Genomic DNA, 19,748 nt, shown 5'->3' on the forward strand with positions numbered 1-19,748 from the left:
CCCGGCGCCACGCGCGGGTCAGCCCCCCAGCGGGGTCAGCAGGCGCGGGCCACCGGGGGCGTCGGCCATGTACACGCCGCCTGCCGGCAGCAGGCCGACCAGGTTGTCGTCGTGCCCTCCGCCGCTGCGCCACGACGCCTTGGCACGCGGACCCGGAATGTAGACCGTCCATTTTCCGTACGCCCGCGTGACCTCGCCGTAGTCGAAGCTCACCGGGACGCGGACGGTCCAGGAGGCCTTGCCCGCCTCCTCGCCGGTGCTGGGCACGCGGAAGGTCCAGCGCCGCGCGGTATTCACGCTCTGCCGCGCGAAGGTGTCGCGCAGCTTCTGCATGCGGCGCTCGTCGGCCACCACGCGAAGGTTGACCTGCTCGGCCATCACGTCCTTGACCGTGCCGTCCCGGTTCACCTGGACCAGCAACATCACGTCGCCGCTGCCGCCCATGTCCATCGCGGCCTGGGGAAACAGGGGCGGCGTCAGCTTCAGGCTGGTGACCTGCCCGGTGCTGGTCGGGTCGTACTCGCCGAAATTGGCCGCATCCAATGTCACCGTGCTTTTGCCGTCGGTTTCCGGCCTGGCCAGCAGGCGGATCGAGACCCGGGTGCGGGCATGCACGGGCTTGCCGTCGCGCACGATCGGCTCGAAGCGCCACGTCTGCACGGCACGGTCGACGAAGTCGGCCATGTCGACCGGCACCTTCTCGCGCTGGTCCAGCACGAAGCCCTCCACCTGTCCTGCCAGGCCGATGTTGATCTGACCGGTCAGCACCATGCTGCCTTCGGCGGTCCTGCGGACCTCGCTGCGTGACTGCGCGGCAGCCTGCGGTGCGGTGATGACGATGCTGCCAGCGAGCGCCACCGCCAGTGCGAGGTAAAGGGAACTACGCATTGCACGACTCCTTGTGAGCGGATACGCGAGCCTGACATGCAGACCCGGTCTCCTGCCAATCCAATCGACCTATCGCGACACCAGACGCCATGCCTCGATGACGCCGAGGATACCCCGGCGCTGGGGCATGGACACATCACGCCAGCCGATGAACAGGCGCATAGGGTGGCGTATCGGGGTAGTCGCCCGCCGCGAACCGTGCCTGCAGCGCCTGCCACCACGCGGGATCGAACAGATGTGCCTGCTGCTCGCGCACCGCTGCGAGCTCCTGGGCGGGCAACCCCATGAACGGTGCGAAGCGTTCCGGGAACACATCGCGTGGGCCGACATGGAACCAGGGCTCGTCGGACAGGGCTTCGTCGGCATTGCGCGGTGTCGGCCAGGCGCGGAACACGCAGTCACTCACCAGGCACAGCTCGTCATAGTCGTAGAACACCGCGCGCCCGTGCCGCGAGACGCCGAAGTTCTTCGGCAGCATGTCGCCCGGAAAAATGTTGTTGCGCGCCATGTCGGTGATCGCCTGCGCATAGTCCAGCGCCGCCGCGCGGCGCGCTTCCACCGTCTGTTCGCGCAAATACAGGTTCAATGGGCGGAAACGACGCTGCACATAGCACAGCGCGATCACCAGGCTGTCGCCCTCTTCGCGCACGCTGGCCGCGCACTGGGTGAGCAGCTCGTCGCGCAGCGCCGCCGAGAAGCGCGCCTTCGGAAAACGCAGGTGACGGTACGGCTGCGCATCGAGCAGGCGGCCGACGCGGTCCAGGTTGAATACCAGGGCGTACTTTTCTTCGACCTGGTGCCGGGTCATGGTCTTGGGCCAGGCAAAGCGGTCGCGGATCAGCTTGAACACCAGCGGATAGCTGGGCAGGGTGAATACCGCCATGACCATGCCGGGCGTGCCATCGGCATGCACCAGCTGTTCGTCGGGATGGTCCTGGAAGTGCCGGAAGAAGGTCCGGTAGCGCTCGGTCTTGCCCTGCTTGGCGCGGCCCAGCACGGTGTAGATCTCATCGATGGGCTTGGCGGGCAGCAGGCTGCGCAGGAACACCACCGCATCGCCGACCGTGGCCAGGTCGGCCTGGAAATAGCTGCGTGACACGCCGAACAGGTGTGCCACGTCGCGACGCCGGGTCAGTACGGCTTCGGCACGCAGCCCATCGGCATCATTCACCAGCGCGATCACGCACGGTGAGAAGCGATGTTCGCCGAATACCCGCCCTACCAGATAGGCACGGCGTTCACGGTAGAACACCGTGTCCAGCAGCTCGATGCTGCGCACCGGCTGGGCGCCCCAGTGCTGCAGGTCGTCCTGCAGGCGTACCGCGATCGCCGCTGCACAGCGCAGCTGATGGGCATATGGCACCCCGAAGCGATAATCCCCCAGCACCCGCATGAAGGCTTCGGCTGGCCGCGTGGCGGACAAGGCGTAGGCATGCCGCGCGACGGGATGGGTGATGGCGTCGGACGGCTCCACGTCCAGCGCCATGAACTCCACCTCCGCATCCACGCCCTCGGTGGCGAACAGGCGCCGGGCCAACGTGTTGTAGAACGTTTTGTACAGCTCGGCGTCGATCAGGCCGGCCACCTGCGCGGCATAGGCCGTGCGCACCTTCAGCCACAGGCTGCGCCGGCCGATGCCCTCACCGGCCGCGCGCCGCAGCACGTCCACGGCCTGCGCGATGCAGCGGTCGTACAGCCCGATGCGTTCCACCGCATCCTGTCGAGCGCCGGCCCAGTCGCGGGTCTCGAAGCGCAGTCGCGCCCGTCGGGTCACCCCGGCAAAGCGCGCGTGGTAGTCCTCGAACCCATCGCGGACCCGCGTCGCCAGGCGCGCCGCCAGCGCATCGTCATCGGGAGAATTGCCAACCGCCATGCCGCACGACCCGTAGGGACTGGCCCCCACCATAGTAGTGCCGACCCTTGGGCGGCAAGCCTGGGCCAGGCGAATCCGCCGCCTCCGACCATCCCGGAGGATGGCCGGCGGCCGCCGGGCGGTTACAGCGCCAGCTGCGCCTCCACGTCCTGCACCCGGCGGCGGGCGAGCGCCAGGTTGGACTTGTTGCGATCCAGCACGAGGTACAGGAAGAGCCCTTTCTTTGCAGCGACCGGGCGCATGATGTGGTACGCCTTGCCCAGCGAGATCAGGATGTCCTCGATGGTGTCGTTGAGGTTCAACGAGGCGGCGGTCTTCATCTTGGCGCGGATCACCTCGGTATTGCCTGCTGCCGCCACTTCCATGTCCATGCCCGAGCCGGCTTCGCCCAGCAGCATGCCGCTTTCATAGTCCACCAATGCCACGGCCTGCGCGCCATCGATCTCCATCAACGCTTTCAACGTATCGCTGAGTCCAGTTGCCATGTTGCACCCCATTTGGTTGTCGAGCCCCAGGTTCCCCTACGGACCGGCTCGTGGTCCGCTGAGTTCGGCCATGATGTTGCGGCCACATTCCTTCGCACTCCAAAGCACCTTGCCGGTCACGCAGCGGGTATCGCAGGCGGTCATCAGCAGCAGCGGCGCCGGCGCGCACGGCAGTGCCAGCATCAGTACCTTGCCCTCCCCGGCTTCCAGCATCAGCACTTCCAGTTCGCCCAGCGACAGCTCGCGGCCCACCGCCGCGGCCAGCGCCAGCATCGCGCTGGTCATCGCCGCGAGGCGCTCGCCATTGCCATGGGTGCCGGCGGCAGGCACCAGCGCAAACCCGTCCACGCTGGCCAGCACCACGCTGCGCACGCCGTTGAGGGTGTCAGCGAACGTCTGCAGGTGCTGCATCACGCGCTCCCGGGCCGCAGGCGCCAGCTGGCGCGCATCGTGTCCGTCAGCCATCGCTCATCACCAGGTCGCGGGTTTCCATCTCGCTCATCAGCACATCCATCAGCAGCAGGCCCTGATCGCGGTCACGTGCGTCCACCGGCAGCACCGGCAGTACGCGCTCGTCCCAGCCGGCCAGCGACGCGCACGACTCCAGGTCGAACCCATGGGCGAGGTCCATGCGCGAAATGCCGATCACGGCCGGCACCTGCGCGGCGTGTTCACGCAGTACCTCCAGATAGGTCCGCAGTTCGTCGACGGCCGCACTGCGGGTGGCGTCCAGCAGCAGCACCACGCCGCTGGCGCCCTGCAGCAGGATCGGCCAGATGAAATCGAAGCGCTGCTGTCCCGGCGTGCCATACAGGCGCAGGCGGTCACCGTTGGGCAGGTCGATGTCGGCGTAGTCCATGGCCACGGTGGTCGATACCTTGTCAGCCCCCTGGCGGTCGCTGTTGGGCACGTCGGTATCGACCACGGCACCGGCCGCGATCGCGCGCACCAGCGTCGATTTGCCACATCCCATGCTGCCCAGCACCACGATCTTGTGTTCGCGCACGCTCAGCCCCCGCCACGCTGGCGCACGCTGCGCCACATCCGGGCCAGCAGGGTGCCGCCGCCGCTGCCGCCGGCACGCAGCGGCGGTGCGCCGCTCCCGCTGTCTTCGATCGCGGCGTAGCCGCACAGGTAGGCCGGGTGCACGACGCTGCGCACCGCGTCGGCCGGCATGTCCAGCAGCGTGGCGCATTCGTCCACGCTGCACGCGCGCTTGAGCAGCAGCGAACACAGCCGGAAACTGTCGTGCTGGTGCCCGAGTACGCGGAAGTCCGGCCACCGCAGCAGTTTGACCCGCGCGTTGCGTTGCAGGCGGGCATCCAGGTCGCGCCAGTGCGCCGGGCGCTGCCCCCACTGCCACAGCAACGGGCGCAGCGGCTGGCGGGGCAGCGCGCCGCCCAGTTGCTGGTAGCGACGTTGGGAAAGCCCGTGCAGCGACAGCGCATCGAAGGCATCGGAAAGATCCTGCGCAAGGCACGCCACCGCCACGCCCGCGGGCACCACCATCTGGTCCTGGGCGAAATCCAGCAGCAGCTTCGGCTGGCCCTGCAGCACCAGCACGGCGTGGCCTTCGCGCGCCGGCAGTCGCTCACGCAGCGCGCGGGTGATCGCCTTGGCGCCCTGCGCGGTGCACGGTTCGTCGATGCGCGCGGCCGTGTCCGGCATCTGCCGCAATGCGTGTTCGATCGCGGTGTCGTCCAGTACACCGGGATTGTCGCCCTGGCCCGGGCGCAACCGGCCCTGCTGGTCTTCCACCCAGAACTGGATGCGTGGGCGCTCGCGGACCATGCGCAGCGCGGCATTGCGCAGGGCGGGCGTGTCCTTGATCACCAGCAGGTCGCACTCGTCGAGGTCGCGGCAGCTGCGTACCGTTTCGGCCGGCAATGAGGCGGCCATGCGCAGGCGCTGCAGCAACGCCCGCTCTCCCTGGACATCCGATCCGACCACCAGCACCCTGGCCATGCCCTTCCCCTGGCTTGTGAGAGATCTCAGTTACTGCGGAACGCTCGCCGATAGCCTATGCCAAGGATCTCGTGCGGATCGGTGACGGATTGCTCACTTCGCGTTGGCGAAGCAGGCAGGTTCTCCCGTTGCGCGACGCCTTGTTGCAGGCAGGATTCATGCCTTCCTTCCCTGTTGCGGCTGGCGAGAGAGTGCCAGAACCAGCCCGACCCGCGTCACGTATTTGCGGCCAAAAAAAAAGGAACCCGCGCCAGGCGCGGGTTCCCCGGTTGCTACGGCTGAGGCTTACAGCGCCGCCAGTGCGTCGTTGAAGGTGCTGCTCGGGCGCATCGACTTGCTGGCCTTGGCCACGTCCGGGCGGTAGTAGCCGCCGATGTCGACCGGCTTGCCCTGCGCGGCGATCAGCTCACCGACGATGGCCGCTTCGTTGTCCGACAGCGCCTTGGCCAGCGGTGCGAAGCGGGCCTTCAGCGCGGCATCGTCGTCCTGCGCGGCCAGGGCCTGGGCCCAGTACAGCGCGATGTAGAAGTGGCTGCCGCGATTGTCGATGCCACCGAGCTTGCGCGAGGGCGACTTGTCGTTGTCGAGGAACTGGCCGTTGGCCTGGTCCAGGGTCCTGGCCAGCACCGTGGCACCGGCGTTGTCGTAGCGATTGCCCAGGTGTTCGAGCGAGGCGGCCAGGGCCAGGAATTCACCCAGCGAATCCCAGCGCAGGTAATCCTCTTCGACGAACTGCTGCACGTGCTTCGGGGCCGAACCACCGGCACCGGTTTCGAACAGGCCGCCACCGGCCATCAGCGGCACGATGGAGAGCATCTTGGCGCTGGTGCCCAGTTCCATGATCGGGAACAGGTCGGTGAGGTAGTCGCGCAGCACGTTGCCGGTCACCGAAATGGTGTCTTCACCCTTGCGGATGCGGTCCAGCGAGAACGCGGTGGCGTCCACCGGGGCCAGGATGCGGATGTCCAGGCCGTCGGTGTCGTGGTCCTTGAGGTAGGTTTCGACCTTGGCAATGACCTGCGCGTCGTGCGCGCGCGAGGCATCCAGCCAGAACACGGCCGGGGTGCTGCTCAGGCGGGCGCGGTTGACGGCCAGCTTGACCCAGTCCTGGATCGGGGCGTCCTTGGTCTGGCACATGCGCCAGATGTCGCCGGTCTGCACGGCGTGTTCGAACACCACGTTGCCGGCGTCGTCGGTGACGCGCACGGTGCCGTCGGCCGGAATCTGGAAGGTCTTGTCGTGCGAGCCGTACTCTTCGGCCTTCTGCGCCATCAGGCCGACGTTCGGCACCGAGCCCATGGTCGCCGGGTCGAACGCGCCGTGGGCGATGCAGTCATCAATGACGGCCTGGTACACGCCCGCATAGCAACGATCGGGGATGACGGCCTTGGTGTCCTGCAGCTTGCCGTCGGCATTCCACATGCCGCCGGAGTCGCGGATCATCGCCGGCATCGACGCGTCGACGATGACGTCGCTGGGCACGTGCAGGTTGGTGATGCCCTTGTCGGAATTGACCATGGCCAGGCCCGGGCGCTTGCCGTATTCGGCAGCCAGGTCGGCCTTGATGGCTTCCTGGGTGGCTTCCGGCAGCTGCGGCAGGCGCGCGTACAGGTCGCCGATGCCATTGTTGGGATCGAAGCCGGCCTGCTTGAGCACGTCGGCATGCTTGGCCAGCACGTCCTTGTAGAACTCTTCCACCACCACGCCGAACATGATCGGGTCGGAGACCTTCATCATGGTGGCCTTCAGGTGCAGCGAGAACAGCACGCCCTTGGCCTTGGCATCGGCGATCTGCGCCTGCACGAACGACGCCAGGGCATTGCGGCTCATCACGGCGGCATCGACGATCTCGCCGGCCTTGACGGCGGTCTTTTCCTTCAGCACGACGGTCTTGCCGTCCGCCTGCTGCAGTTCGATCTTCAGGCTACCCGCAGCGGCCAGCGTGGCCGACTTTTCGCTGCCGTAGAAATCGCCGCCGTCCATATGGGCCACGTGCGACCTGGATTCCTTCGACCACTTGCCCATGCGGTGCGGGTGCTTGCGCGCGTAGTTCTTGACCGACAGCGGCGCGCGGCGGTCCGAATTGCCTTCGCGCAGCACCGGATTCACCGCGCTGCCCTTGACCTTGTCGTAGCGCGCCTTGATGTCGCGCGAGACGTCGTCAGTGGGCACGTCCGGGTAGTTGGGCAGGGCATAGCCCTGGTCCTGCAGTTCCTTGATGGCCGCCTTGAGCTGCGGCACCGAGGCGCTGATGTTGGGCAGCTTGATGATGTTGGCGTCCGGGGTGGTCGCCAGCTGACCCAGTTCGGCCAGGTGGTCGGCCTCTTTCTGGTCGTCTTTCAGGAAATCGGGGAACAGGGCCAGTATGCGCCCGGACAGCGAGATGTCACGGGTTTCGACGGCGATGCCGGCGGTGGCGGTATAAGCCTCGACGATCGGCAGCAGCGACTGGGTGGCCAGGAACGGGGCTTCATCGGTAAGCGTGTACAGAATCTTGGGCGTGTTCGACATGGGGGACAGTGCTCTCCGGGTAACCCCCGCATTGTCGCGGTTTCAGACCCCGGGAGCAAAGCCGGGCCATACGCAGCGGTACTGGAACAAAAAAGACGCAGCCTCGCGGCTGCGCCTATGTGAGTCCGTGCCGGGAGAGAGTCGGCGGGACTTACTTGACCTCGAACTCCTGCGGCGTTCCAGCCGCCTTGCCATCTACCATGACTTCCGCACGGTACTTGCCGGTCGGCCAGCCATTGGGGTTGTTGAACGTGATGTTGGTGGTCTCGGCACCGGTGGTGTTGAGCGTCGCGGTCTGCTCGCCCGCCACCTGGCCATCCTGGTACGTCAGCTTTGCGCCGACGTTGGCATTGCTGGCGCTGCCATCGGTGCGCACCGAAATGATGATCACGTCCTTTGGACCGAACAGGGCGACCGGCGCCACGGTCTTGTCGGCGGCGGCGGTCTTGCCGACGGTGACGGCAGACACGTTGACCGGGGACGCGGCCGTCATCGGCTGCGGCGCCGGTTCGGCCGGGGTGGCGGGGGTCATCGGCGCCGGCGCGGTTGCTGCCGGCTGGGCGTTGTTGTCGGTGGTGTCATCATTCTTGCAGCCGGCCAGTGCAGCAGTGGCGAGCAGGGCGGCAAGGACGGCAGTACTGATGGACGTATGCTTCATGGAGTTTCTCCGTGGGAGTGATTGACGTGCGGTTCGGGTGGGATCAGGCCTTGGGCGGCAACTTCAGGACCTGCCCGGGGAAAATCTTGTCGGGGTCGTCCAGCACATCGCGGTTGGCCTCGAAGATCTTCTTCCAGGCGTTGGCGTCGCCCAGCTCGTTCTTTGCGATTTTCGACAGCGAGTCGCCACTCTTGACGGTGTAGCTGCCACCGCCCACCACGTCGGCGGTGCTGTCCACGGACGCGGTCACGCCGGAAAAATCGGCCTTTTCCACCTGTTGTGCAGTGGTATCGACGCTGGCTTTGACACCGGAGAAATCGGCTTTCTTATCGGTACTCATCCACGCGCTCCCTTTCTGGATATGACAACCTGGATCGCACGGTGTCACAGGCCTTGTTAATAGGGCATGGCGCGGGCGTGAAGGATTCGGGAGGGTTTCTGAACAGGGCAGTGGTGGACCTGCGCCACGCGCTAAAATGCCCGCATGAATACCCCCCAGGACTCCAGCCTCGGTCGCGAGGTTGCTTACCCCTCCCAGTACGACCCCACCCTGCTGTTCCCCATCCCGCGCCGCGCTGCGCGCGAGGAGATCGGCGTGGACGAGGCCAATCTGCCCTTCGTCGGCCATGACCGCTGGCAGGCCTACGAGCTGAGCTGGCTGGACCGACGCGGCAAGCCGAAGGTGGCCGTGGCGACCATCAGCGTGCCGTGCACCTCGCCGAACCTGATCGAATCCAAGTCGTTCAAGCTCTACCTCAACTCACTCAACAGCACCCGCTTCGACGATGACGAACAGGCACGCCAGCGCATCGCCGGCGATCTTTCGGCGTGTGCTGGTGCGGGGGTCACGGTCGTGTTCGGAGTGCCACCGCTGGTGGACGACGCCGAAGGCGAATCCGTGGACGGGCTGGACGTGGTGATCGAACGCTACGGCCCGCCGGCACCGGACTACCTGTCGGCCACTGCCGGGCAGGTGGTGACCGAGACGCTGAGTTCGGCACTGCTGAAGTCCAACTGCCCGGTCACCGGCCAGCCGGACTGGGCCAGCGTGAGCGTGCGTTACCGCGGCCCGCGCATCGACCGCGAAGGCCTGCTGCGGTATCTGGTGAGCTACCGCGAGCATGCCGAGTTCCACGAACAATGCGTGGAGCGTATCTTCAACGAGATCACCCTGCGCTGCCAGCCGGAATGGCTGGAAGTGGAAGCGCGTTATACGCGCCGTGGCGGGCTGGACATCAACCCGTGGCGGGCCACGGCAGGAATCGAAGCGCCGGCGCGGACGGTGCGCGACCTGCGCCAGTAGACCCGACGGCACGGCGCGATGCGCCGCGGCCCGACCAACGGTCGGGCCCTACCGGTGGGGCGTGGGCGCGCGATTGGCGTCCGGTCGCCGCACGGGTATCGAGATGCCACCCGCCCCCCGCGTACCCCCCGCCGGTAGCGCACGACCGCTGGTCGTGCGGCCCGTCACACCCCGCCGGTAGCGCACGACCGTTGGTCGTGCGGCCCGTGGCGCCGGTGTCGCGTCAGCCCTTCGGCGCGTTGAGGTAATCCAGGCTGACCTGCAGCAGCGCGCGCAGGCCGACATCCAGCGCCTTTTCATCCAGCAGGAACTTCGGGGAGTGGTTGGCCGGCGCCTTGGCCGGGTCGATCCCTTCGCTGGTGGAGCCGACGAAGAAGAACATCGCCGGCACCTGCTGGGCGTACAGCGAGAAGTCTTCGGCGCCCATCTGCAGCGGCGGTTCGTAGACGTTGGCTTCGCCGACCACGGCCTGCAGGCTGGGCAGCATGCGCGCGGTCAAGGCCGGGTCGTTGACCGTGGCCGGGTTGCCCTCGGCTTCGAAGATTTCCGTTTCCGCCTTGGCGCCGTGCGCGGCAGCGGTGTGCTCGGCGACGTTGCGCAGGTCGGCGAAGATCTGCTGGCGCATGCCCTCGTCGAAGGTCCTGATGGTGCCCACCATCTCCACTTCGTCGGGAATGATGTTGTAGCGGATGCCGCCCTTGATCGCGCCGAAGGACACCACCGCTGGCTGCTTGGAGATGTTGGAGCGGCGGCTGACGATGGTCTGCGCGGTGCCCACCAGGTCGGCGGTGGCCACGATCGGGTCGACCCCGTTCCAAGGCGCGGAACCATGGGTCTGGCGGCCGATCACCTTGATCCCGAAACGGTCCGAAGCCGCCATCAGCGGCCCCCCGCGGACCGCGATCTGCCCGGCCTGGACGCTGGAGAACACGTGCAGGCCGAACACGGCATCCGGCTTGAAGTCGGCGAACAGGCCTTCCTTGAGCATCAGCGCCGCACCGCCTTCTTCCGGCGGCGGCGCGCCTTCCTCTGCGGGCTGGAAGATCAGCATCACTTCGCCGGGCAGGTTGGCCTTCATCTTCACCAGTGCATCGGCCACGCCCAGCAGGGTGGCGGTGTGGGCGTCATGGCCGCAGGCGTGCATCACGCCCACCGGCTCGCCGCGGTAGGTGCTGGTGGCCTTGGAGGCGAACGGCAGGCCGGTCTGCTCGGTTACCGGCAGCGCGTCCATGTCCGCGCGCAGGGCGATGCGCGGCCCGGGCTTGCCACCCTTGATGATGGCCACCACGCCATGGTGGGCGATGCCGGTCTTCGGCTTGAGCCCCATCGCACGGAGCTGCTCGGCGACCTTGGCCGAGGTCCGCTCCTCACGGTTGGACAGCTCCGGGTGCTGGTGGAAGTCGCGGCGCCAGGTCACGACCTGCGCCTGCAGGCGCGCGGCGGCGGCAGTGACTTCCGGGCGTTCTGCCGGGACGGTGGCCGCCAGCGCGGGCGAGGCAAGCAGCAGGGCGGACAACAACAGCGACAGACGGGGCATTCGACACTCCACGGGCATACGGGGCTTGAACCTGAATGTAGGGCATCAGGGTGGTTTTCGCTGTAACTTTCTGGCCCATGGGGCGTTGTGGGCTTGAGCAGCCGACGTATCGTCGGCCCTGCCCCGTCGGAGGATGGGTTGAACCTTGTGGGCGACTGCCGGTCTGATCGCCCGTCCCATCCGTCATGCATGAAAGGCCACGGGCGGCAGGTATGCTTTGACCCTGCCAACCGGGCCCTGCCCATCGCCAGCCTCAGGAGTTTTTGAATGTCGCGTTTCTGGAAGATCGTGCTGCTGGTGATTGCAGTGCTGGTGGTGGGGCTGGTGGGCATGCGCATGCTCGGCGGCGGCAAGGGCAGGGACGCCAAGGCCGGTCCGCAGGCCGAAGCCGGCAAGGACGGCGAGCGCGACAACGGCCCGGTGCCGGTGACCGTGATCGATGCGGCGCGCCAGGACGTGCCGGTGTACGCCAGCGCGCTGGGCACGGTGAGCGCGATGAACACCGTGACCGTAAGCCCGCAGGTGGGCGGCCAGCTGATCAGCCTGAACTTCAAGGAAGGCCAGGAAGTGAAGCAGGGCGACCTGCTGGCGCAGATCGACCCGCGCACCCTGCAGGCCAGCTTCGACGAAGCCGCGGCCGCCAAGAAACAGAACCAGGCCCTGCTGGCCACGGCGCGCTCGAACTACCAGCGCTCCAATTCCCCCGAGTACCGGCAGTACGTGGCCAGGACCGACCTGGACACCCAGCGCAACCAGGTGGCCCAGTACGAAAGCGCCGTGGCGGCCAACGAGGCCAGCATGCGTGCGGCCCAGGTGCAGCTGCAGTACACCCGCGTGACCGCGCCGATTTCCGGCATTGCCGGCATCCGCGCGGTGGACGCCGGCAACGTGGTCAGCGCCGGGACCGCGCTGGTCACGCTGACACAGATCCATCCGATCCACGTGGTCTTCAACCTGCCCGAACGCCAGCTGCCGGACGTGCGCCAGGCCCAGCAGGCCGGCCCGGTGACGATTGCCGCGCTGGACCGCAACGACGCCCACGTGCTCACCGACGGCGGCAGGCTGGACGTGGTGGACAACCAGATCAGCAGCGACAGCGGCACCTTCCGCGCCCGCGCCCTGTTCGACAACAACGACAACACCCTGTGGCCGGGCCAGTTCGTCAACGTGCGCATGCAGTTGCGGACCATCGCCGGCGGCGTGGTCATTCCCACCCAGGCGGTGATGCGCGGCCCCGACGGCGAGTACGTGTATATCGTCAAGCCGGACAACACCGTGGCCATGCAGACCGTGAAAAGCGGCGTGGAAGTGGGCGACAGCGCGGTGCAGATCACCGAGGGCCTGAAGGGCGGTGAGCGCGTGGTCAGCGAAGGCCAGTTCCGGCTGAAGCCGGGCAGCAAGGTCACCGCGCTGAAACCGGGGGAAACCCCGGCCGCCCCGACCGAGGCCGAGCTCAAGGCCGCTGCACAGAAACAGGGTGGTGGCGGTGGCCGCCGTGGCGGCGGCCCGCGCTGAGCGCGCGCCCCACCTGCGCGACGCCGGCCCATTGGCCGGCGTTCGCTTCCTGCATTGCCGTCTGACGTAACAGCAAGGATCCGCCCGTGGGCTTTTCGACGATCTTCATCCGCCGCCCCATCGCCACCTCGCTGCTGATGGCGGGCCTGCTGCTGCTCGGCATCCTCGGCTACCGCCAGCTGCCGGTGTCGGCGCTGCCGGAAATCGACGCGCCCAGCCTGGTGGTCACCACCCAGTACCCGGGTGCGAACGCCACCACCATGGCCTCGCTGGTCACCACGCCGCTGGAGCGCCAGTTCGGGCAGATCTCCGGGCTGGAGCTGATGACCTCCGATTCGTCGGCCGGCCTGTCCACGATCATCCTGCAGTTCTCGATGGACCGGGATATCGACATCGCCGCACAGGACGTGCAGGCGGCGATCCGCCAGGCCACCCTGCCCTCATCGCTGCCCTACCAGCCGGTCTACAACCGGGTGAACCCGGCCGACGCGGCGATCATCACCCTCAAGCTCACCTCCGACACGCGCCCGCTGCGCGATGTGAACAACTACGCCGACTCGATCCTGGCCCAGCGCCTGTCGCAGGTGCAGGGCGTGGGCCTGGTCTCCATCGCCGGCAACGTGCGCCCGGCCGTGCGCATCCAGGTCAACCCGGCGCAGCTGTCCAACATGGGCCTGACCCTGGAAGACCTGCGCAGTGCGCTGACCCAGGCCAACGTCAACGCCCCCAAAGGCTCGCTCAACGGCAAGACCCAGTCCTACAGCATCGGCACCAATGACCAGCTGACCAGTGCCGCGGAGTACCGCCAGACCATCATCAGCTACAAGAACGGCGCGCCGGTACGGCTGTCGGACGTGGCCGAGGTGATCGACGGCGTGGAGAACGACCAGCTGGCGGCCTGGGCCGACGGCAAGCCGGCCGTACTGCTGGAGATCCGCCGCCAGCCCGGTGCCAACATCGTGCAGACGGTGGAGCGCATCCGCGCGTTGATGCCGCAGCTGCAGAACGTGCTGCCGGCCGACGTGCACCTGGACGTGTTCTCCGACCGTACCGAAACCATCCGTGCTTCGGTGCATGAAGTGCAGTTCACCCTGATCCTCACCATCGGCCTGGTGGTGGCGGTGATCTTCGTGTTCCTGCGCCGGCTGTGGGCCACGATCATTCCCTCCGTGGCGGTGCCGCTGTCGCTGGCGGGCACCTTCGGGGTGATGGCCTTTGCCGGCATGTCGCTGGACAACCTGTCGCTGATGGCGCTGGTGGTGGCGACCGGCTTCGTGGTCGACGATGCGATCGTGATGATCGAAAACATCGTGCGCTACATCGAACAGGGCAAGAGCGGCCCGGAGGCCGCCGAGATCGGTGCGCGCCAGATCGGCTTCACCGTGCTCTCGCTCACCGTGTCGCTGGTGGCGGTGTTCCTGCCGCTGCTGCTGATGCCCGGCGTCACCGGGCGCCTGTTCCACGAGTTCGCGTGGGTGCTGAGCATCGCGGTGGTGCTGTCGATGCTGATCTCGCTGACGCTCACCCCGATGATGTGCGCCTACCTGCTCAAGCCCGACGCGCTGCCCGAAGGCGAGGACGCCCATGAGCGTGCGCATGCGGCCGGCAAGCAGACCGTGTGGAGCCGCACCGTCGGCCTGTACGAACGCAGCCTGGACTGGGTGCTGGACCACCAGCGCATGACCCTGGCGGTGGCCGCCGGCGCGCTGGTGCTGACCGTGGTGCTGTACATCGTCATTCCCAAGGGCCTGCTGCCCGAGCAGGACACCGGGCTGATCACCGGCGTGGTCCAGGCCGACCAGAACATCGCGTTCCCGCAGATGGAGCAGCGCACCCAGGCCGTGGCCGAAGCGCTGCGCAGGGACCCGGCAGTGACCGGCGTGGCCGCCTTCATCGGCGCCGGCAGCATGAACCCCACGCTCAACCAGGGCCAGCTGTCGATCGTGCTGAAGGAGCGCGGCGACCGCGACGGGCTGGAAGACCTCCTGCCGCGCCTGCAGAAAGCGGTGGCCGGCATCCCCGGGGTGGCGCTGTACCTCAAGCCGGTCCAGGACGTGACCCTGGACACCCGCGTGGCCGCCACCGAGTACCAGTACTCGCTGTCGGACGTGGACAGCGCGCAGGTCGCGCTGCAGGCCACCCGCCTGACCGAGGCGCTGCGCCAGCGCCCGGAACTGGCGGATGTGGACAACAACCTGTCCAACCAGGGCCGCGCGCTGGAGCTGAACATCGACCGCGACAAGGCCAGCGTGCTGGGCGTGCCGATGCAGACCATCGATGACACGCTGTACGACGCCTTCGGCCAGCGCCAGATCTCGACCATCTTCACCGAGCTCAACCAGTACCGCGTGGTGCTGGAAGTGGCGCCGGAGTTCCGCACCAGCACCGCCCTGATGAACCAGCTGGCGGTGGCCTCCAACGGCGCCGGCGCGCTGACCGGCAGCAATGCCACCAACTTCGGCCAGGTCACCTCGTCCAACTCCTCCACCGCCACCGGCATCGGCGCGCAGAACACCGGTATTCCGGTCGGTGCGGGCAACATCATTCCGCTGGCCGCGCTGGCCGAGGGCAAGGTCACCAGCACCCCGCTGGTGGTCAGCCACCAGCAGCAGCTGCCGGCGGTGACGGTCTCGTTCAACATCGCCCCGGGCTATTCGCTGTCCGACGCGGTCAAGGCAATCGAGGAAACGCGCGCCAGCCTGGACATGCCGGCGCAGGTGCACGCGCAGTTCATCGGCAAGGCCGCCGAATTCACCGGCAGCCAGACCGACGTGGTGTGGCTGCTGCTGGCCTCGCTGGTGGTGATCTACATCGTGCTGGGCGTGCTGTACGAGAGCTACATCCACCCGATCACGATCATCTCCACCCTGCCGCCGGCCGGCGTAGGCGCGCTGCTGGCGCTGATGGTGTGCGGGCTGAGCCTGTCGGTGGATGGCATCGTCGGCATCGTGCTGCTGATCGGCATCGTCAAGAAGAACGGCATCATGATGGTGGACTTCGCCATCGAGGCGCGCCGCGCCGGTGCCAACGCGCACGACGCGATCCGCCGCGCCTGCCTGCTGCGCTTCCGCCCGATCATGATGACCACCGCCGCGGCCATGCTGGGCGCGTTGCCGCTGGCGCTGGGCACCGGCATCGGTTCGGAGCTGCGCCGCCCGCTGGGCATCGCCATCGTCGGCGGCCTGCTGATCTCGCAGCTGGTCACGCTGTACACCACGCCAGTGATCTACCTGTACATGGAGCGCTACTCCGAATGGCTGCGCCAGCGCCGTGAACAGCGCGCGCTGCGCAACGCCACCGCACAGGACCGCGCGTGAACATCTCCGGCCCGTTCATCCGCCGCCCGATCGGCACCGCGCTGCTGGCCATCGGCCTGTTCGTGGTCGGGTTGATGTGCTACCTGAAGCTGGGGGTGTCGGCGCTGCCGAACATCCAGATCCCGGTGATCTTCGTGCACGCCAGCCAGTCCGGCGCGGACGCCACCACCATGGCCTCCACGGTCACCGCGCCGCTGGAGCGCCACCTGGGCCAGCTGCCCGGCGTGGACCAGATGCGCTCGTCCAGCTCCGAAGGCAGCTCGCTGGTGTTCATGATCTTCCAGAGCGGGGTCGACATCGATTCGGCAGCGCTGGACGTGCAGACCGCGATCAACTCGGCCCAGGCCGACCTGCCCTCCGGACTGGGTTCGCCGATGTTCCAGAAGGCCAACCCGAACGACGATCCGGTGATCGCCATCGCGTTGACCTCGCAGACGCAGTCGGCCGATGAGCTGTACAACGTGGCCGATTCGCTGCTGGCCCAGCGCATCCGCCAGATCAGCGGGGTGTCGTCGGTGGACATCGCCGGCGCCTCCACCCCGGCGGTGCGGGTGGACGTCAACCTGCGCCTGCTCAATGCGCTCAACCTCACCCCGGATGACCTGCGCAATGCGGTGCGCGCCGCCAATGTGACCTCGCCCACCGGCTTCCTGAGCGACGGCAACACCACCACGGCGATCATCGCCAACGACTCGGTGGCGCGCGCGGCCGACTTCGCCAACCTGGTGATCAAGACCCAGGATGATGGCCGGGTGATCCGCCTGAAGGACGTGGCCAACGTCTACGACGGCCAGCAGGATGCCTACCAGGCCGCGTGGTTCGACCACAAGCCGGCGGTGGTGATGTACGTGTTCACCCGCGCCGGGGCCAACATCGTGGAGACGGTGGACCGGGTCAAGGCGCAGATCCCGATGCTGCGCGACTACCTGCAGCCGGGCACCACGCTCACCCCGTATTTTGATCGCACCCCGACCATCCGCTCGTCGCTGCACGAAGTGCAGATCACCCTGCTGATCAGCCTGGCGATGGTGATCCTGACCATGGCGCTGTTCCTGCGCCGGCTGGCACCGACCCTGATCGCGGCCGTTACCGTGCCGCTGTCGCTGGCCGGTGCGGCACTGGTGATGTACGTGTTCGGCTTCACCCTGAACAACCTGAGCCTGCTGGCGCTGGTGATCGCGATCGGCTTCGTGGTCGATGACGCGATCGTGGTGATCGAGAACATCATGCGCCACCTCGACGAAGGCATGCCGCGCATGCAGGCGGCGCTGACCGGCGCGCGCGAGATCGGCTTCACCATCGTCTCCATTACCGCCTCGCTGGTGGCGGTGTTCATTCCGCTGCTGTTTGCCAGCGGCATGGTCGGCGCGTTCTTCCGCGAGTTCACCGTGACCCTGGTGGCCGCCATCGTGGTCTCGATGATCGTCTCGCTCACGCTCACCCCGGCGCTGTGCAGCCGCTTCCTCAGCGCCCACACGGAGCCGGACACGCCCTCGCGGATCGGCCGCTTCCTGGATGCCACCCACGACCGCATGCTGCGCGTGTACACCGTCTGCCTGGACTTCTCGCTGCGCCATGCGCTGCTGCTGTCGCTGACCCCGATCCTGCTGATCGTGGCGACGGTGATGCTGGCCGGCGCGGTCAAGAAGGGCTCATTCCCGCCGCAGGACACCGGCCTGATCTGGGGCCGCGCCAACTCCAGCGCGACGGTGTCCTTCGAAGACATGGTCAACCGCCAGCGCCGCATCACCGACATGCTGATGGCCGACCCGGCGGTGAAGACCGTGGGCGTGCGCCTGGGCAGCGGCCGCCAGGGGTCCAGCGCGCAGTTCAACATCGAGTTGAAGACCCGCAAGGAAGGTCGCCGCGAAACCACCGCCGAGGCCCTGGCCCGACTGAGCGCCAAGGCCGACCGCTACCCCGACCTGGAGCTGCGCCTGCGCGCGATCCAGGATCTTCCCAGCGATGGCGGCGGCGGCAACAGCCAGGGCGCGCAGTACCGCGTGTCGCTGCAGGGCAACGACCTGGCCCAGCTGCAGGAATGGCTGCCCAAGGTGCAGGCCGCACTGAAGAAGAACCCCATGCTGCGCGACGTCGGCACCGACGTGGATACGGCCGGGCTGCGCCAGAACATCGAGATCGACCGGGCCAAGGCCGCGCGCCTGGGCGTGTCGGTCGGCGCGATCGATGGCGCGCTGTATGGTGCGTTCGGCCAGCGGCAGATCTCGACGATCTACTCGGACATCAACCAGTACAGCGTGGTGGTCAACGCGCTGCCGGAGCAGACGGCCACCCCGCGCGCGCTGGATGAAATCCACGTGCGTGCCGGCAACGGCGAGATGATCCCGATCACCGCCGTGGCGCGCCAGGTCCCCGGGCTGGCGCCGCCGCAGATCACCCACCAGAACCAGTACACCACGATGGACCTGAGCTACAACCTGGCCCCGGGCGTGAGCACCGGCGAAGGCGAGGCGATCATCAAGGCCACCGTGGACGGGCTGCGCCTGCCCGGCGACATCCGCATCAGCGACGGCGGCGGCTTCAACGTGCAGCTCAACCCCAATTCGATGCTGATCCTGGTGCTGGCCGCCATCATCACCGTGTACCTGGTGCTGGGCATGCTGTACGAAAGCCTGGTGCACCCGGTGACGATCCTGTCCACGCTGCCGGCGGCGGGCGTGGGCGCGCTGCTGGCGCTGTTCGTGACCAATACCGAGCTGTCGGTGATCTCGATGATCGCGCTGGTGCTGCTGATCGGCATCGTCAAGAAGAACGCGATCATGATGATCGACTTCGCCGTGGTGGCCCAGCGTGAGCACGGCAAGACCCCGCTGGAAGCGGTGCGCGAAGCCAGCATCGTGCGCTTCCGCCCGATCATGATGACCACCATGGTGGCGATCCTGGCGGCGGTGCCGCTGGCCATCGGCCTGGGCGAAGGGTCCGAGCTGCGTCGCCCGCTGGGCATTGCGATGATCGGCGGGTTGCTGTTCTCGCAGAGCCTGACCCTGCTGAGCACCCCGGCGCTGTATGTGATCTTCTCGTGCCTGCAGCAGCACTGGCGCGGCTGGCGCGCGCGCCGGCGCGAGAAGGCCCTGGCAAGGCGGGCAGCCCGCGCGTAACGCCCGCCGCTGCGCGGCGCCGCACGACCAACGGTCGTGCGCTACCTCGGCCCATGCGTTCGTGGCCCATGCATTCGTGGCCCATGCATTCGTGGCCCATGCGTTCGTGGCCCATGCGTTCGTGGCCCATGCATCCGCGGTCCATGCGTTCGAGGTCCATGCATCCGCGGTCCATGCGTTCGTGGTCCATGCGTTCGTGGCCCATGCATCCGCAGTCCATGCATCCGCGGTCCATGCGTTCGTGGTCCATGCGTGCGTGGTCCATGCGATCGTGGCACATGCATCCGCGGCCCGTGCGTTCGTGGTCCATGCGTTCGTGGTCCATGCATCCGCGGTCCATGCGTTCGTGGCCCATGCGTTCGTGGCCGATGCATCCGCCGTCCATGCGCTCTTGGTCCATGCGCTCGTGGTCCATGCATTCGCGGCCCGTGCCTTCGTGGTCCTGCATCCGTGGTGCTCGCAATCCCCGGTAGGTACCGACCGTTGGTCGGTACGCTCTTGGCGGTGTCCTTGGCGATCATTGACGGCAGCGGCCCAAAAGAGAACAATTCGCATCAGCCACGGTCCTGCCGCGCCT

The 19,748-nt window shown here is 67.4% G+C and carries 14 protein-coding genes; 4 read left to right on the plus strand and 10 right to left on the minus strand.

The window, feature by feature from the left end:
* Positions 1-18: 18 nt before the first annotated feature.
* From ACIGII_RS07380 to ACIGII_RS07420, 9 genes are all read right to left on the minus strand, one after another.
* Positions 19-888 carry an energy transducer TonB gene (locus ACIGII_RS07380; RefSeq protein ID WP_399636204.1) on the minus strand — a complete coding sequence of 290 codons (870 nt, stop codon included), beginning with the start codon at positions 886-888 and terminating at the stop codon, positions 19-21.
* 136 nt (positions 889-1,024) lie between these two features.
* Positions 1,025-2,761: a bifunctional isocitrate dehydrogenase kinase/phosphatase gene (gene aceK / locus ACIGII_RS07385; protein WP_399636205.1), complete on the minus strand. Its 1,737-nt coding sequence runs from the start codon at positions 2,759-2,761 to the stop codon at positions 1,025-1,027.
* Between the two features lie 122 nt (positions 2,762-2,883).
* Entirely contained in the window at positions 2,884-3,246 is a 363-nt protein-coding gene (locus ACIGII_RS07390; RefSeq protein ID WP_399636207.1) for a hypothetical protein, read from the minus strand.
* Between the two features lie 36 nt (positions 3,247-3,282).
* Entirely contained in the window at positions 3,283-3,711 is a 429-nt protein-coding gene (locus ACIGII_RS07395) for a roadblock/LC7 domain-containing protein (RefSeq protein ID WP_399636209.1), read from the minus strand.
* Positions 3,704-4,252: a GTP-binding protein gene (locus ACIGII_RS07400; protein WP_399636211.1), complete on the minus strand. Its 549-nt coding sequence runs from the start codon at positions 4,250-4,252 to the stop codon at positions 3,704-3,706. The genes ACIGII_RS07395 and ACIGII_RS07400 overlap by 8 nt, the downstream gene beginning before the upstream one ends.
* Positions 4,253-4,254: 2 nt before the next feature.
* On the minus strand, positions 4,255-5,211 hold the full coding sequence (locus ACIGII_RS07405) for a hypothetical protein (protein ID WP_399636212.1): 957 nt from the start codon (positions 5,209-5,211) through the stop codon (positions 4,255-4,257).
* Positions 5,212-5,496: 285 nt separating this feature from the next.
* Complete coding sequence (locus ACIGII_RS07410) at positions 5,497-7,722, minus strand: NADP-dependent isocitrate dehydrogenase (protein ID WP_399636214.1); 2,226 nt, start codon at positions 7,720-7,722, stop codon at positions 5,497-5,499.
* A 151-nt stretch (positions 7,723-7,873) separates the two neighbouring features.
* A complete protein-coding gene (locus ACIGII_RS07415) occupies positions 7,874-8,380 on the minus strand; it encodes a hypothetical protein (protein WP_399636216.1) in 507 nt (168 codons plus the stop codon).
* 43 nt (positions 8,381-8,423) lie between these two features.
* Complete coding sequence (locus tag ACIGII_RS07420; protein WP_399636219.1) at positions 8,424-8,720, minus strand: LysM peptidoglycan-binding domain-containing protein; 297 nt, start codon at positions 8,718-8,720, stop codon at positions 8,424-8,426.
* A 144-nt stretch (positions 8,721-8,864) separates the two neighbouring features.
* Here ACIGII_RS07420 and queF point away from each other — a divergent pair, with 144 nt between their 5' ends.
* Positions 8,865-9,683, plus strand: coding sequence for an NADPH-dependent 7-cyano-7-deazaguanine reductase QueF (gene queF / locus ACIGII_RS07425; RefSeq protein WP_399636221.1), 819 nt, complete (start codon positions 8,865-8,867; stop codon positions 9,681-9,683).
* 223 nt (positions 9,684-9,906) lie between these two features.
* On the opposite strand, the gene ACIGII_RS07430 is transcribed toward queF, so the two are convergent.
* The gene (locus ACIGII_RS07430; protein WP_399636223.1) at positions 9,907-11,220 is read right to left on the minus strand and encodes a M20 family metallopeptidase; all 1,314 of its coding nucleotides are present in this window, start codon (positions 11,218-11,220) and stop codon (positions 9,907-9,909) included.
* A gap of 267 nt (positions 11,221-11,487) precedes the next feature.
* Here ACIGII_RS07430 and ACIGII_RS07435 point away from each other — a divergent pair, with 267 nt between their 5' ends.
* The 3 genes from ACIGII_RS07435 (at position 11,488) to ACIGII_RS07445 (ending at position 19,171) form a co-directional block, all read left to right on the plus strand.
* Positions 11,488-12,735 (plus strand): efflux RND transporter periplasmic adaptor subunit, encoded by a 1,248-nt coding sequence (locus ACIGII_RS07435; protein WP_399636225.1) that lies wholly within the window; start codon positions 11,488-11,490, stop codon positions 12,733-12,735.
* A gap of 86 nt (positions 12,736-12,821) precedes the next feature.
* On the plus strand, positions 12,822-16,052 hold the full coding sequence (locus ACIGII_RS07440; RefSeq protein WP_399636227.1) for an efflux RND transporter permease subunit: 3,231 nt from the start codon (positions 12,822-12,824) through the stop codon (positions 16,050-16,052).
* The gene (locus ACIGII_RS07445) at positions 16,049-19,171 is read left to right on the plus strand and encodes an efflux RND transporter permease subunit (protein WP_399636229.1); all 3,123 of its coding nucleotides are present in this window, start codon (positions 16,049-16,051) and stop codon (positions 19,169-19,171) included. The genes ACIGII_RS07440 and ACIGII_RS07445 overlap by 4 nt, the downstream gene beginning before the upstream one ends.
* The last annotated feature ends 577 nt before the right edge of the window (positions 19,172-19,748 follow it).

The organism is Stenotrophomonas sp. NPDC077420 (assembly GCF_044543385.1).
Taxonomy (GTDB): domain Bacteria; phylum Pseudomonadota; class Gammaproteobacteria; order Xanthomonadales; family Xanthomonadaceae; genus Stenotrophomonas.